The following is a 15,235-nucleotide window of genomic DNA, read 5'->3' on the forward strand; positions in this document are numbered from 1 at the left end:
AAGAAAACCGGCATTTTTCGCTTAAAAAGCAACATTACCGCTCCTTATCAACGAATGGTTACGGATTTTGCAATGAATGGTCAGGCCGTTGCCACCTGCCGGAACCACTTCTTGAACTCGGCGCTGCGGTATCGGCTCACGGTAACGGTCTCGTGCGGGTCGCTCCGTCGCAAGGCCGGGGTAAGCAGCACAAGCAGCTTCCGGTTCTCGTCATCCTCTACCGCCCGAATGGCCGGTAAACTGACAATAAATTGCCGGCTTAGTTGAAAAAAGGCATCGGCGGGGAGCCGGTCTTCCAGTTTGGCGAAGGAGTTGTAGCTGGTCATGATCTGCTGCCCGTTGGTTTTCACCAGCAGCACCACACCCCCGGACGAGTAGAAATAGGCAATCTGGTCGAAGGGGAGCTGAAGCTGTCGCGCACCCGCATCTACCAGCAGTGAATGGGTGCGGGGGGGAAGGGACGGCAGTTGACTCAGCTGCTGCGTCAGGGATTCGGCGGGCTGCTGGTTTTCGAGGTAGATGGTCTGGAGCAGGTACAGCCCCACGTAGGCACCGTTGCCGATGGTAGCAATGGTGGCGCATACGAACATACCCGTCACAAACAGGTCCGGCGAGGGCCACTGGCCGGTATATAGCCGGATGGCGCACGGAAACACCAGGGCAAACGTCAGCATGGTTAGCAGGCCGCCGTACAGAATCTGCCTGAGAATCCGCTGAACCGGGTTTTTGTGAAACGGCAGCCGCTGATCGAGGTAACGAAAAATAGCCAGGTTCATTTCCCAGCAACTGAGCATGACGGTGGCCACCGTGAGAAAATAAGGCCAGGGGAATTGATAGTCTGCCTGCCAGGGAAACCGCCGGTAAAACACCACGTGCGAGGCCGTCAGGGCGGCTACCGGCACTGCGATAAGCCGGGCGATCAGGTTCTGACGATGGGTGAAGGGACGCATGTGGCAGCAATACCAGAATCAGGTGTTTATTAAAATTCACGCTTTTTTCCGGCCTTTCCAACACCGTCCGGTGGAAAAAAACGGTAGACGTAAACGGAGTAGCTTAGCCCACCAGCACTTTCCGGGCCTGCTGCTCGTCGCGCTTAAGCTGCTCGACCAGTTCGGGCAGACCGCTGAATTTCTTCTCAGGCCGCAGAAACTCGCGGAAGCTTACGGTCAGGTGTTCGCCGTAAATGTCCGTGCTGAAATCGAAAATGTAGGCCTCGATTGTCTGGTTCAGGCCGTCGACGGTTGGGCGTACGCCAATGTTCAGCATGCCGCCATGTGTTCTACCGTTGTGCCACACATCAACGGCATAAACGCCGTTACTGGGTATCAGCTTGTTGACATCATCGACCTGGATATTGGCCGTCGGAAAGCCGATGGTCCGCCCTAACTGCCGGCCTTTGACAATGGTCCCGGTGAGGCTGTAAGGCCGGCCCAGAAACTTGTTGGCAATCTGAACATTCCCTTCGGAGAGCGCGGCCCGTATCTTGGAGGAACTGACACCGACGGCTTCGACATCCTGACGGGGTATTTCTTCTACCTCAAAGCCGTACTCACCGGCATGCTGGCGAATGTATTCGAAGCTCCCTTCGCGGTTGCGGCCGAAGCGATGGTCATAGCCGATCACCAGCTTCTTTGTACCAATTTTATCGATCAGGATGTTTCGAATAAACTCTTCGGAGGTCAGCTCGGAAAACGAGCGGGTAAACGGGATTACCACCAGATGATCAACCCCCGCCTGCTCCAGCAGGGCAATCTTCTCGTCCAGCGACGATAGCAGTTTCAGGTTCTGGCTGTCATTGGAGACCACCGTTCGGGGATGCGGCCAGAACGTCAGTACCACGGTCTGCCCGGCATGGCCTTTCGCTATTTCGGTCAGCCGGTCCAGAATTTTCTGATGACCCAGGTGTACGCCATCAAACGTACCGCTGGTAACAACGGCGTACGAAATCGGCTCAAACGTATCAACTCCGTGGTGAACGAGCATAATTACTGTTCCACTAACTAGTCTTGTATCGGTTTATAAAACCCTCAATCGTATCAGCATCTTCGATGCGGAAGTCGCCAATGCGGGTCCGGCGCAGCGCCTGCATATAGGCTCCATTGTTGAGCAGCAGGCCTAAATCCCGTACCAGGCTGCGAATATACGTGCCTTTTGAGCATATAATGCGAAAGTCTATTTCGGGAAAGCGCTCGGTGTTTACCTCAAAAACAGATACCGTGACTGTTCGGGCTTTAATCTCGGCGGCCTCGCCCCGCCGGGCCTTTTCGTAGAGTCGCTCACCGTTGATGCGCACGGCGGAATAAATCGGAGGAATCTGCTCAATGGTACCGGTCAGCTTTTGGGCAGCTTCCTGAATCTGTTCCGGAACGATACCAGACACATCAAACTCCGCGTCAAATTCCGTTTCCAGGTCTACGGACGGGGTGGTTTTTCCCAGCACCAGCGTGCCGGTATACTCTTTTTCCTGCGCCTGGTAGCTATCAATCTCTTTGGTCTTCTTACCCGTGCAGAGAATAAGCAGGCCTGTAGCCAGTGGATCGAGCGTACCGGCATGACCAATCTTTTTGAACTTACACGCCCACCGCAGTTTTTTCACCACATCAAACGAGGTCCACTCCAGCGGTTTGTCGATGAGTATAACCAGGGCCGGTTCCGGTTTTTGTTCTGTCATACCTATCAAACCACATCCAGCTTTACCCCCGCAGCCATCAGCCCCAACAGCAGCAGCCCTAAAGCGATGCGGTAATAACCAAATACCTTAAAACCATATCGGGTCAGGAAGCCGACGAATCCTTTGATGGCGATTAGTCCCACCACAAAGGCTACCGCATTGCCAACGAGCAATAGCTGAATATCGCCGGGTTGCAGCAGTTTGTAAGTTTTCAGCAGTTTGTAGCCGGAAGCGGCCGCCATGGTTGGTACAGCCAGAAAGAAGGAGAACTCGGCGGCCTGCTGGCGGCTCAGGCCCTGAAACATACCGCCGATGATGGTAGCCGCCGAGCGCGAAACGCCCGGTATCATAGCGATGCACTGGTAAAACCCGATGCGCAGCGCTTCGGGGAAGGTTACGTCGTAGTCGCGGGTGATTGCCTGAATCAGCCGGTCGATGTACACCAGCACAATACCGCCCAGCAGCAGGGAAATTGCCACGACGGTTACGTTCTCTAATAGGGCATCAATAAAGTCGTTCAGCAGAAAACCAATGACAGCCGCCGGCAGAAAAGCCACGAAGATTTTCAGGTAAAAGTCGAGCAGCCCGGCCTGGTTGCGCAGGGGGCGCTGTATCGATACAGGCAACCGCCGGAACCAGAAGGTAGACTCCCCGTCGGAGGTTCGGGTATCCACCAGGAACCGGCGACGGTACAGCACCAGCACCGACAAAATACAGCCAAACTGGATGTCGACGGTAAAAAGCTTGGTAAATTCATCACCGCTGATGCCGACCAGCGAGGAATAGATAATCATGTGGCCCGTGGAGGATACCGGCAGAAACTCGGTCAGCCCCTCAATGATGGCCAGCATAATGGCGTGAAATAAGGTCATGAAGGTTGTTGCGGTCGGGCCATATCAGGCCGTGCTACGTTTGGCCGGGCTACGTCCGGGCGGGTCTCGTCGGGCCGGGCCAGAATGGCAAAAAATTCAATGATAAAACCGGTAAAGACCACCAGTGGGCCAATGGTGAGGCCAAGGGCACCGAAGCCGAATTCTTCGGAGTCGAGGCTCATGATCAGAAAGCCCGCCAGGATGACTACAACGCCGATGATCATCAGCCGGTAGTTCTTTTTACCAAAAGGAAGTTTATTCATGTTTTATGTTTACTTACAGATTAATACATGTCGTCGAGCGACATACCCAGGTAGCGGTTTACCGCCTGGAACGTGCTGATGAGTCCGATCAGGATACCCAGCACAATCAGGGCTGCAAGCAGCATGGCCATTTTTTCCGGCTCCTGCAGCACGGCCAGTTCCGGCAGGTTATACAGGGCAACCTGAAGCAGCAGTACCAGCAGGGATGCCGCCACCAGCCCGCTGATCAGTCCCTGCAGCATGCCACGGCGCAAAAACGGACGGGTAATAAATCCGTTGGTGGCCCCCACCAGTTGCATACTACGGATCAGCAGCCGCTGCGAATGCAGCGCCAGCCGGATGGTGTTGTTCATCAGCACCACAATGATTAGGAGCAGCACCAGCGCAAATCCCGACATAAGGAGGTACACTTTGGTAATGTTGCGGTTGATGATATCCACCAGATTCTCCTGATAAACTACCTCAAAAACGCCATTTATCCCTTCCAGATCTGTTTTGATGCTCTGCAGTTTGGCTTCTTCAAAATAATCTTCCCGCAGCTTGATCCGGTAGCTGTCGCGCAGGGGGTTCTCGCCCAGCAGTTGCCGGAAGTCTTCTTTGGTTTCGGCAATAAACTGCTTGGCCGCCGAATCCTTAGTGACGAAGGTGATCTGCGGGTTGTTATTCTGGTAAAGCACATACGGGCGGGATACCAGCGTCCGGTACAGCGAGTCGACCTTCGGGGGAGTGAGGTCTTTATCCAGAAAAACCCGGACCTCGTTGTTTTCGCGGATATAGGTAACCAACCGTTTCGACTGAATAGCCAGCATGCCACAAAGTCCAATGAGAAACAGGGCCAGCGTCAGGCTGAACATAATCATGCCGCTGGGGTACGAGCCTACTTTCTTCTTTCGAGCCATTCAGGAGCCAAAGCGCAATTAATTGTTACCTGCAAAAATAGATTATTTTAACAAAAACCGGCCGATATAGCCGGTTTGTGCCCACAGATTTAGGAAAATTTAAGAAACGGTCCGCCGGACGCTCTACTTACCCGACAGCATCGGCTCCTGCGAGTTGGTAATAGCCTGGTATACCAGCACCCTAAATTTGTCGCCCAGACCGTGGCTATTCGGGTATTGCTGGGTCATGAATAAGGCGACAATGCCTTCTTTCGGATCGGCCCAGTACGTTGTACCGAATATGCCGCCCCAGTCGAAGGTACCTTCCGGTACCGGCACCCTGGCAGCTTCCCGTTCGCCGGTCAGACCAAAGCCTAAGCCAAACTTCTTGGTACCCGTATAGAGCTCACCAATCTGGTTAGTGGTCATCATACGCACGGTGGCCGGACTAAGCAGCCGTCGGCCGTTGTATTCACCCCCGTTCAGCAGCATCTGCAGAAAAATGGCGTAATCATAAGCGGTAGAGGATAAACCGGCCCCACCGGAGTAATACGTGCCTTTCAGTTTGGGGTAATCAGGCGTGTTCCCGCCCTGAGGCTGTGACTTTATCACTTTACCATCCTTTTCGGTGTACAGAACCGCCAGGCGGTTTTGTTTGTCGGTGGGCAGGTAAAAGTAGGTGTCCTTCATACCCAGCGGCTCAAAAATGCGGGTGCGGAAAAACTGGTCCAGCGACTGTCCCGACACTACTTCGACCAGATAACCCAGCACATCGGTGTTCAGTCCGTAGGTAAAGCGCTCCCCTGGCTGGTGTATCAGCGGCAGCTTGCCCAGCCCCGGTATCTTGTCGGAGAGCCTGTCGTTGGGTGTACCGATACCGCTCGGTATTTTGTATTTGGCATAAATGGCGTTGGCTTCTTTGGTGCCGATGCCGGCGTAACTAATACCGGACGTATGGGTGAGCAAATGCCGGATGGTTACCTCGCGTTTGGCCGGTACGGTCGTAAACGTGGTATCTTTCTCATTGAATTTATCCAGCACCTGCGGGTTTTTGAACTCCGGGATGTAGTTGGAAATGGGCTCATCGAGCATAAAGCGACCTTCTTCAAACAGCATCATCACGGCCACACTGGTGATGGCTTTCGTCTGCGAGGCAATGCGGTAAATAGCATCCCTCGACACCGGCGATTTGGTGTCGACATCATTCTGACCGTAGGTTTTGTGGTACACGATTTTGCCGTTGCGGGCGATAAAGGCCGATGCGCCCGTCAGCCAGCCTTTACTGATGTAGTCCTGCACCACGCGATCGATACGCTGCAGGCGGTCGCTGCTCATGCCGGAGGCTTCCGGGGAGCCGGGCGTTAATACGGGTTTCTGCGCGTAGGTATAGACAAAACAAAGCGCAAGCAGGAGAGAGGTCAGGGTTTTTCGCATAACAACAAAAATTATGCTGTGAATATACGCCGAATGACGCTACCCACAGCATAATGCCTGATGAAAATGGCAGTATACCCCGGCATTGCCGGCCGCTTACGGAGCAACCGCAGCCACGTCAGATTCGGTGGCCTGGAGCCGCATGGGCTGGGGCTTCCAGTAGGTGAGCGAGCGCCACAGCCACTCAAACGGCCCGAAGCGGAAGTACCGCAGCCATACCACGCTGAAGACCAGTTGGAACGCCCACACAGCCGCTACCACATAATACAATTGGTGATACGCCAGTTTACCAAAATAGCCAAACCCATAGCCGAAGAAAAAAATCGTGCAGATGATCGACTGCATCAGGTAGTTGGTAAAGGCCATCTGGCCCACATTTCCCAGAGCCTTCATCAGCCAGGGCACTACGCCCGAGCGGTACACCAGCAGCAGCAGACTGGCATGCCCAACGGCCTCCAGACACCGACGTACCTGATACAGCGCCTGGAAAGAGAAAGATTGGGTGTCGATTACCTGGCCCGGATTCGAATACCAGGCTACCTGATCCCGGAAAGCCAGGTAAGCAAGTGGAATGCCTAGACCATAACCGGCCAGCAGGGTAATGGCGTAGGTACGTGTAGGCAGTTGATTGGTGAAGAAACCAAGCTTAAACAGGGCCATCCCGAAAAACATCATCGCTATGGCATCCCAAAACAGGAACTGATAAAGTTTAGTAGACTCGCGTTTTATATTAACTCCCTGCAGCGCCAGAAAAATGGCACCGTAATTAGATTGTCTGTTCTTAATGATTTCAGCATCTTCTTTTTTATCAGGCTTAGTTTGTTTCTCAACCGCCAGCCAGGCTTCTTTTTCTTTTTTTTGCTCGTCTGTCAGCTTTTTCTTTTGCTTTTCCAACTGCACTGCTTTCAGATACCCCTGCCGGTGGTCTTTCTGCTCCATCGTCTTCCAGATTTCTTTTCCAAACAAAATGGCAACGCAGAGAAAGGCCGCTATAAACAGGCTCGATGGCTTTAGCTTGCGGAACGCAAATAACAGGATACCGGCTATCCCGTAGTTAAACAGAATGTCGCCCGGCCACAGCAGAATATAGGCATTGAACAACCCAAACACGATGAGCCACATCATTCGGCGGAAGTAAAAATCGGCTACGGTGTACTGGCTGTCTGGGAGTCCTTTTTTGGCCGTAAACAATAGGATACCGGCTCCGAAAAGCATGGAGAACAACGCCCGCATGGTCCCCTCAAAGAGGATGCTGACTACCATATAGGTTTTATAATCCGTCGATTCGGCCGGCAGATTAAACAGCGTTCTGTCGTGCGTATGCGGTAACCCAAAATAAGGAATGTTCATCATCAGGATACCCAATAGGGCAACACCCCGGATGATGTCAATGGTCTGTACTCGTTCGGTCCGGGCAACAGGCTGAAGTATGGCAGGCGGTACCGCAGCCGGTTTGGTGCCGGACTGGTCGGCTAATGACAAGGTATTTTCCACAGAGAGTAGGTTTTCAGGTTTAGAAAAGACAATCAGGAAAGGGTCACCTGGGGTTCAGCCGCAACCGGCTCGGTACGCAGCCGCATGGGCTGGAGCTTCCAGTAGGTGAGCGAGCGCCACAGCCACTCAAAGGGGCCAAAGCGAAAGAATTGCAGCCAGATGACGCTGAAAATGATCTGAAAAACCCAAACAACAGCTACTACATAATACAGTTGGTGGAACGCCAGCTTACCGTAGTATCCCAAGCCATAACCATTGAAAAACAGGGTGCAGATAATCGACTGCATCAGGTAGTTGGTAAAGGCCATTTGCCCTACGTTGGCCAGCGCCTTCATTAACCAGGGCACCACGCCCGAGCGATATACCAGCAGCAACAGACTAGCGTGACCAATGGCGGTAGCCCCGCGCCGGAGGTCGTATAGCGCAAAAACGGAGAAGAAATGAGTATCTACGTATGCGCCGGGATCATGAAACATGGCGGCCTGATCCATAAACTGTATATTACCCAGCAACAAGCCGATACTATATCCCAGGCTTAACGTCATCCAATAAAGAGACGCAGACAGTTTATTGGAAAAAAAACCAATCTTGAACAGGGCCATACCCAAAAACATCATCCCCAGCATATCCCAGAAATCGTAATACATGCCCCTGGATTCGATATTGACATTACGCGGCATGAGCTTGGCAAAAACAGCACCGTAGCCAGATTGCATTCCCTTGATGATCTCGGCTTCTTTCTTCGGATCATGTTTCGTCCACTTTATCTGCTCCAGCCAGGCTTCTTTGGCTTTCTTTTGTTCATCGGTCAGCTTCTTTTGCTGTTGCTCGACCTTTACCGCTTCCAGATAAGCAGTCCGCTTTGCCCTGAACTCCAGATTGCTTTGAATGCCCCTGGCAAACGGTAAGACCACACAGATTACAGTGGCAATGACCAGATGCGTCGCCTTCATCTTCCGGAATGGGTACAGTAGCAGACCACACAACCCATAAAAATACAGGATGTCGCCCGTCCAGAGCAGCACATACCCGTTGATAACCCCGAACAGGACCAGCCATAACAACCGGCGATAGTAGTAATCGACGACCGACTGCCCACTGGCCAGATCTTCTTTTTTGGCGAGGAACAACAACATCCCCGCCCCAAACAGCATCGAAAACAAGGTCCGCATGGTTCCCGAAAAAGCCGTTTCAACGGCCATGGCTGTATAATAGTCGGTGGAGCCGGGGGCACCAAAGATTAAAGCCCAGCGGGTCCAGGGTTGACCAAACCCCGGAATGTTCATCATCAGAATGCCCAGCAGCGCGAAGCCCCGGATGATATCAATGGTTTGAGTCCGTTCGGCGCGGGAAACGGGTTGAGGAGCCTGATCGGTTGTCGCTGCCAGCGTGGACGAATGAAGTGTAGAGTCCATAAAGAGATATGATCAGAAATTGGGTTACAAGGCGGAGGTGTCTGTCCGGCAGCGTACCTCTACATTGAACAATGTTGAACATAAATCTCCTGATTATCAAAAAATTGCCTGATTAGTAATCGTAGTTTTTTGTGAACGGTAAATAGCCAAAAAGAAAGGCCACGCTTTGGGCATGGCCTGAACAAATTTGTCTGAACCCGGTTACTTGCGCGTCCCGGTAATCGAGCCGCTTTTGACATACTGCACGCCCCCCCGGATGGCCCCGGCCTGGGTCTGTATAACTATCTCCTTGTTATTGCTGACAAACTTGCCGCTGGCTGTATATTGGCCCTCAATTGTGGTATTGTTGACGGTGAAGCGATCCTGCTTTTTATCAATAATGGTGAAATCAGCGCCGTTCAGTTCGGCCGTCATGGTTTCGGTAACCTGCCCAAAAACCATTTGAAGCGAGATCTCTTTGGGATTTGCTCCTTTGGCGACGTTTATCGTTACATTACCCGACTCCGGGTCCAGTTCACTGCTGCCGATTTTAATGACTGCCTGATAACCTCCGGCGTACGAACCAACGTATTGCTCGCGTGGGTCTGCCGCTTCGCCACCGTTTCTCAGTTTACAGGCCGATACGGCCAACAGAAGTACAAAGAATAGAGTAAGGCTGCGTTTCATGGATACTTGAAAGTTTACGGAAGTTTTCGTGAAAAAACGGGTTTGCACTGGAAACGTTCAGGTTTATGGATTAGTATGTTTTTCTGTTTATATGGCCGCTGGAGCCACAAAAAAGGCCCTGTTGCCAGGGCCAATGATACGAAAGAATTAGTTTCTGCGGCTTAGCTCGTCCCGGATTTTAGCCGCCCGCTCGTATTCTTCTTTCGAGAGGGCTTCTTCCAGCATCCGGTGCAGCTCATCGACGGTCATGTCCTTTAACTGATCCGATAGCGCCCGTGGGGTCCGGCTCGACTGCCGTACCAGTTCTTCCTGCTCCTCGTCCTCGTCGGTTACGCTGGCCGTGATGCCGGCTTCTGACAGAATCGATTCATAGGTGTAGATCGGGACGTTGAACCGGATGCCAATGGCGATGGCGTCTGACGGACGCGCATCCACGACTGATTCCCGTACGCCGTCGCTGCACACAATCCGGGCGAAGAAGATCCCCTCGCGGAGGTCGGAAATGACAATTTCCCGCACCGTGAAGTTGAAGTTCTTGGCGAACTGCTTGAACAGGTCATGGGTCATCGGCCGGTTCGGCACAATTTTTTCAATCTCGATGGCGATGGCCTGGGCTTCAAACATTCCGATGATGATCGGCAGCCGGCGGTTGCCGTATTCTTCCCCCAGGACCAGCGCAAACGACCCGGACTGCGACTGGCTGGGCGATAAACCTAATATTTCTAACTTGATCTTCTCCACAGCGCAAATTTAATAGTTTGACTGTTTGGTTGTTGCTTGTTTGACGGTTCTCTGCCGGGTTTGTTCATTAAATTATTTTAAGACAAACCCGGCTGCCCAAACGGCTCCAAACAGCCAGCCAATCCAACTCATAACGCCTGTGCCGCTTTTGTCAGCCTCGGCAGTATCTCAAAGACATCACCGACGATGCCGTAATCGGCCGACTTAAAGAACGGGGCCTCAGGATCCTTGTTAATAACAACAATTACCTTGGAGGAGTTTACGCCGGCCAGGTGCTGAATAGCGCCCGAAATACCGGCGGCAATATACAAATTCGGGCTGATTTTGATGCCGGTTTGCCCAACGTGTTCGTGGTGAGGCCGCCAGTCGAGGTCAGACACCGGCTTGGAGCAGGCAGTGGCCGCCCCGAGTGCTTTGGCCAGATCTTCGACGAGGCCCCAGTTCTCGGGTCCTTTCAATCCACGGCCTGCCGACACAACCAGGTCGGCGTCGGGCAGCAGCACATCGCCGGTGGCTTTTTCGGTACTGGTTACCTTCAGCACAAAGTCGCTGTCGTTGAGCATCGGCTGGAAGGATTCTACCGATGCCGTGGCGTCGGTTTCCTGGGGCTCGATGGTGTTTTTCTTGATGGCGAGAATTTTCTTACCGGCTTTCAGTTCCGTAAACGCAAATGCTTTGCTGGTGTAGATGCTGCGCTTCACCCGGAAACCGTTCGACAACTCCGGCAGGTCGACCACATTGGCGGCCAGTCCGGCTTTGAGTTTACCGGCCAGCCGGGCGGCCATGGCATCACCCAGCGCCGACTTGGCCAGCACGATCACCTCAGCCCCTTCTTGGTTGGCTGCTTCGGCTACTACGGTAGCGTAGGCCATTCCGTTGGCTTCGTTCAGGCGGGCGTTGCCGGCGTGCAGGACTTTTTTGGCCCCAAAGCGGCCGGCCGTGGCCAGTTCACTTTCGTCGGCCTCACCCAGCACAATGGCGGTAGCCGAGGTACCCATCATTTCGGCGACTTTAGCGCCATAATAAATTGCCTCCTGCGAGGATTTTCTCAGTTTGCCTTCATCCAGTTCGGCGAATATCAGAACAGACATTTTATTAGTCGTTTGGGGTTTAAAGTTCCATGTTTAAAGTTTCATGTTGGTTCATTGTCATAACATGAAACTTGAAACATGGAACCTGAAACAAGTTTTAAATTACTTTCGCTTCCGTACGGAGGAGTTGTATTAAGGTTTCAGCCTGGTCGGCGGGAATCATTTTGCAGGCACCACGGGGAGCCGGCATCTCGTAGGCGGCCACGCTGGTGAGCGTTTCCTGGCTTACAGGCTGCACCACTTTCAGCGGCTTGGTCCGGGCCGTCATGATGCCCCGCATATTGGGGATCTTCCATTCGGCAATTGGCTCCTGGCAACCCAGTACCAGCGGGAGTTTGGCCTCCAGGTCTTCGTGGCCTCCTTCTATTTCACGGACGATCTTAGCCGTATCGCCGTCGAGGTCCAGGCGCATGACCGGCGAAATGGAAGGCATACCCAGCAGTTCGCCCACGATGCCGTGTACCTGACCACCGTTGTAGTCGATCGACTCACGGCCCATCAGGATCAGGTCGTAGTTATTTTCTTTGGCGATGGCGGCAATATTTTCGGCTACAAAATAGGCGTCGGTCGGCTCTGCATTCACGCGGATGGCATCGTCGGCCCCGATGGCGAGGCACTTTCGGATAACCGGTTCGGCGTCGGCTTCGCCCACATTCAGGACCGTAATGGTCGCGCCCTGTTGCTCTTTCAGTTCGACGGCCCGCGCCAGAGCGTAGTCATCGTATGGGCCGGTGATGTATTGAACACCGGCTTTGTTGAGTTTGGTGTTGTTGTCGGTAAAGGTGATTTTGGTCGTCGTGTCGGGCACGCTCGTCACGCACACTAAAATTTTCATGCTTTTTCGGGAATTGAAGGATGAAAAATTGTTTGGATATATGTGGCGGCTAAATTAACAAGTCAATACAAAAAATGTATGCTTGCATACTATTTTTTCTCCTGAAATGAACAACGACCGCATCCAACAATTACTTCGTTTTGTACAGGAACAACCCGAAGACCCTTTTAATGTTTACGCGCTGGCGATGGAATATCGGGGGGAGGACCCCGGTCAGGCGCTGCATTACTTCGAAAAGTTATTAACCGAACACCCCGGTTACCTGGCTACTTACTACCACGCTGCCGAACTCTACGAGGAAATGGGCGACCGGCCAAAAGCCAGTATGCTGTACCAGCGTGGCCTTGAACTCGCCCGCGACCAGCAGAACCAGAAAACCTTCGATGAACTGAACCGGGCGTACCGGCGGTTTCTGGATGAGGAGGATTAGGAATAAAAAAAGGTCGGTTGGGGCCGACCTGAGGGATAGAAGGGAAAGCTACTGTTTTTCGGGTGAAGGTATATAAATTTTTACGCTTTCGCCAGAAAGGGTAAAATATTGTATATCGAGAAAGCGCTGATGTATCCAAATCACGGGTGCTTTTTCAATCTATACTCATTATAGTCGCCTGACCATTTCCCTTGTCAGGGTGGTGAGCGTTGGTTCGGCGGCTTCGGCGGCTGCCAGTATCTTCTGGATGTCGGCTTTTTCGAGCGTCTTCGGAATCGCCATATCCGTAATTACCGATACCCCAAACACCTGCATTCCCATCTGGTGCGCGACCATCACTTCGGGTACTGTCGACATCCCTACCGCGTCGGCTCCCCACTGGCGCAGCATCCGGTATTCGGCTTTGGTTTCCAGTTGTGGTCCGGGCACGCTCACATACACGCCTTTTTTCAGCGAAATGCCTGCTTCTCCGGCAATTGCATACGCCATATCGATCAGCTTTGGGCTATAGGGTTCGCTCATATCGGGGAAGCGGTCGCCCAACTCGGGCTGGTGGTGGCCAATCAGCGGATTCGACGGCAGCAGCAGGCTGATATGGTCTTCAATTACCATAAGGTCACTCAATTGAAACTCCGGGTTCATGCCGCCGGCTGCGTTGGAAACCAGCAGCGTGCGGATGCCCAGCGCGTGCATGACCCGCACCGGAAACGTAATCTGCTGCATGCCGTAACCTTCGTAATAGTGAAAGCGCCCCTGCATCACCACCACCGATTTGCCGGCCAGCGTTCCCAGGATCAGTTTCCCGTTGTGAAACTCCACGGTAGACGTGACGAAGTGAGGAATCATGGAGTAAGGGAGCGCAATCTCCGCGTCGACTTCCTGGGCCAGCGCCCCCAAACCCGTGCCGAGGATAATCCCTACGGTTGGTTGGCCGTGCATCGATCGCTTAATAAAGTCGGCAGCTTCCTGAATCTGTTCGAGCATACGTTGTACCCGGCCCCGTCACGGTACCGGCCAAAAAAGTTGATATATGAAAAAACGCCTTAAAAATGCCAATTACCGGAACATAATCCAACGCTCAGCCAGGAAATAAACCGGCCAGGTTCGTCAAGTCACGTTTAGTGAGAGTACACCCACCGGGCGGGGACAGTACAAGGGGGGTATCGGTTAGCGTTCATCCACCGGGACGGGGGATGCTACAAGGCCGATGTGTTTCCCCGCCAGGTAGCCGGTGGTCCAGGCGTTCTGGAAATTGAAGCCGCCGGTAATACCGTCGACGTCCAGCACTTCGCCGGCAAAGAACAGGCCTTTGTGCCGGCGGCTTTCCAGCGTCTGCGGGTTGAGGCTGCCCAGGGCAATACCCCCACAGGTCACGAACTCTTCCTTGAAGGTACTTTTGCCGGTTACAGGGAACGTGCTGTTGGTCAGTCGCTCCACCAGCCGGTTGAAATTTTTGGCCGGCAGATCGGCCCAGCGCTGTGTTTCCGTAATGTCTGACAGACTGACCAGGGCTTTCCAGAGCCGGTTGGGGAGGCCAAAGGCCGCCTGCGACGATACCTGCTTTTTGGCGTGCTGCTGGCGGAAACCCTGCAGCGTCTCCCGCACCTGATTTTCGTTTTGCTCCGGAACCCAGTGAATACGCAGCGTGAACCGGTAGTCGACAGCCGCCAGCTCACGGGCGGCCCAGGCGGAGAGTTTCAGCACGGCCGGTCCGCTGAACCCCCAATGGGTGACCAATAGGGGGCCGCGCTGTTCCTGTTTGGTACCCGCAATCTGCACCCGCGCATCCGGCACCGATACCCCCGCCAGGGGCAGCAGCGGACTATCGGGTACGTTGAAGGTAAACAACGACGGCACCGGCTCGATCAGCGGCTCCGACTGCTCCGGCAGCCAATGGTACGACGTCAACTGGGGATAACCACCCGTGGCCACCAGCACGCGGTCGGCCCGCAGCGTTTCGCCACTGCTCAGGCGGAGTTGCCAGCCGGTACCCTCGGGCGCAAGCTGGCTAACCCCGCAACTGGTGCGGATGTCGATGTTCAGCCGGTGAGCGGTGCGCAGCAGGCAGTCGATAATGGTTTCGGAGGTGTTGGTGGTCGGAAACATCCGGCCGTCGGCTTCGGTCTTCAGGGGAACCCCCCGGCCCTCGAACCAGCGCACCGTGGCAGCCGCATCAAACTGATTGAGTAGCGGCCGCAGCCAGCGCTCGCCACGGGGGTAGTGTTTCACCAGTAGCCGGTTATCAAAACAGGCGTGGGTAACGTTGCAGCGTCCACCTCCTGAAACGCGTACTTTGTTGAGCACCGTCCGATTTTTCTCCAGAATGGTAACCCTGGCGTGGGGGAACTTTTCGGCCGCCGTAACGGCCCCAAAAAAGCCGGCGGCTCCTCCGCCAATGACCGCAATGTGTAAGGACATACCTACTCAACAGCTAAAAATCATGCA

At 53.7% G+C, this 15,235-nt stretch carries 16 protein-coding genes; 1 reads left to right on the forward strand and 15 read right to left on the reverse strand.

Features of this window, described 5'->3' with window-relative positions; translation table 11 throughout:
* Nucleotides 1-80: 80 nt before the first annotated feature.
* From ABD949_RS28300 to ABD949_RS28360, 13 genes are all read right to left on the reverse strand, one after another.
* Entirely contained in the window at nucleotides 81-950 is an 870-nt protein-coding gene (locus tag ABD949_RS28300) for a LytR/AlgR family response regulator transcription factor (RefSeq protein WP_345249484.1), read from the reverse strand.
* A 103-nt stretch (nucleotides 951-1,053) separates the two neighbouring features.
* Nucleotides 1,054-1,983, reverse strand: coding sequence for a bifunctional riboflavin kinase/FAD synthetase (locus ABD949_RS28305; RefSeq protein WP_345249486.1), 930 nt, complete (start codon nucleotides 1,981-1,983; stop codon nucleotides 1,054-1,056).
* Between the two features lie 13 nt (nucleotides 1,984-1,996).
* Complete coding sequence (gene truB / locus ABD949_RS28310) at nucleotides 1,997-2,671, reverse strand: tRNA pseudouridine(55) synthase TruB (protein ID WP_345249488.1); 675 nt, start codon at nucleotides 2,669-2,671, stop codon at nucleotides 1,997-1,999.
* A 5-nt stretch (nucleotides 2,672-2,676) separates the two neighbouring features.
* Nucleotides 2,677-3,543 (reverse strand): undecaprenyl-diphosphate phosphatase, encoded by an 867-nt coding sequence (locus ABD949_RS28315; RefSeq protein WP_345249490.1) that lies wholly within the window; start codon nucleotides 3,541-3,543, stop codon nucleotides 2,677-2,679.
* Nucleotides 3,540-3,806, reverse strand: coding sequence for a DUF3098 domain-containing protein (locus ABD949_RS28320; protein WP_345249492.1), 267 nt, complete (start codon nucleotides 3,804-3,806; stop codon nucleotides 3,540-3,542). Before ABD949_RS28320 ends, ABD949_RS28315 begins: the two co-directional genes overlap by 4 nt.
* A gap of 20 nt (nucleotides 3,807-3,826) precedes the next feature.
* Nucleotides 3,827-4,705 (reverse strand): cell division protein FtsX, encoded by an 879-nt coding sequence (locus ABD949_RS28325; protein ID WP_345249494.1) that lies wholly within the window; start codon nucleotides 4,703-4,705, stop codon nucleotides 3,827-3,829.
* 123 nt (nucleotides 4,706-4,828) lie between these two features.
* Nucleotides 4,829-6,118 carry a serine hydrolase domain-containing protein gene (locus ABD949_RS28330; RefSeq protein ID WP_345249496.1) on the reverse strand — a complete coding sequence of 430 codons (1,290 nt, stop codon included), beginning with the start codon at nucleotides 6,116-6,118 and terminating at the stop codon, nucleotides 4,829-4,831.
* A 96-nt stretch (nucleotides 6,119-6,214) separates the two neighbouring features.
* Entirely contained in the window at nucleotides 6,215-7,612 is a 1,398-nt protein-coding gene (locus ABD949_RS28335; RefSeq protein ID WP_345249498.1) for a DUF418 domain-containing protein, read from the reverse strand.
* A gap of 32 nt (nucleotides 7,613-7,644) precedes the next feature.
* Nucleotides 7,645-9,027, reverse strand: coding sequence for a DUF418 domain-containing protein (locus ABD949_RS28340; protein WP_345249500.1), 1,383 nt, complete (start codon nucleotides 9,025-9,027; stop codon nucleotides 7,645-7,647).
* A 201-nt stretch (nucleotides 9,028-9,228) separates the two neighbouring features.
* Nucleotides 9,229-9,693 carry a hypothetical protein gene (locus ABD949_RS28345; RefSeq protein ID WP_345249502.1) on the reverse strand — a complete coding sequence of 155 codons (465 nt, stop codon included), beginning with the start codon at nucleotides 9,691-9,693 and terminating at the stop codon, nucleotides 9,229-9,231.
* Between the two features lie 147 nt (nucleotides 9,694-9,840).
* Nucleotides 9,841-10,434, reverse strand: coding sequence for a bifunctional nuclease domain-containing protein (locus ABD949_RS28350; RefSeq protein WP_345249504.1), 594 nt, complete (start codon nucleotides 10,432-10,434; stop codon nucleotides 9,841-9,843).
* A 128-nt stretch (nucleotides 10,435-10,562) separates the two neighbouring features.
* A complete protein-coding gene (locus ABD949_RS28355; RefSeq protein ID WP_345249506.1) occupies nucleotides 10,563-11,525 on the reverse strand; it encodes an electron transfer flavoprotein subunit alpha/FixB family protein in 963 nt (320 codons plus the stop codon).
* Between the two features lie 97 nt (nucleotides 11,526-11,622).
* Entirely contained in the window at nucleotides 11,623-12,360 is a 738-nt protein-coding gene (locus tag ABD949_RS28360) for an electron transfer flavoprotein subunit beta/FixA family protein (RefSeq protein ID WP_345249508.1), read from the reverse strand.
* 106 nt (nucleotides 12,361-12,466) lie between these two features.
* On the opposite strand from ABD949_RS28360, the gene ABD949_RS28365 reads away from it, so the two are divergent.
* On the forward strand, nucleotides 12,467-12,790 hold the full coding sequence (locus tag ABD949_RS28365; protein ID WP_345249510.1) for a tetratricopeptide repeat protein: 324 nt from the start codon (nucleotides 12,467-12,469) through the stop codon (nucleotides 12,788-12,790).
* 168 nt (nucleotides 12,791-12,958) lie between these two features.
* Here ABD949_RS28365 and ABD949_RS28370 read toward each other — a convergent pair whose 3' ends face one another.
* Complete coding sequence (locus tag ABD949_RS28370) at nucleotides 12,959-13,774, reverse strand: purine-nucleoside phosphorylase (RefSeq protein ID WP_345249511.1); 816 nt, start codon at nucleotides 13,772-13,774, stop codon at nucleotides 12,959-12,961.
* Nucleotides 13,775-13,957: 183 nt separating this feature from the next.
* A complete protein-coding gene (locus tag ABD949_RS28375) occupies nucleotides 13,958-15,208 on the reverse strand; it encodes a BaiN/RdsA family NAD(P)/FAD-dependent oxidoreductase (protein WP_345249512.1) in 1,251 nt (416 codons plus the stop codon).
* Between the last annotated feature and the right edge of the window lie 27 nt (nucleotides 15,209-15,235).

Source organism: Nibrella saemangeumensis (assembly GCF_039541915.1).
Taxonomy (GTDB): Bacteria; Bacteroidota; Bacteroidia; order Cytophagales; family Spirosomataceae; genus Nibrella; species Nibrella saemangeumensis.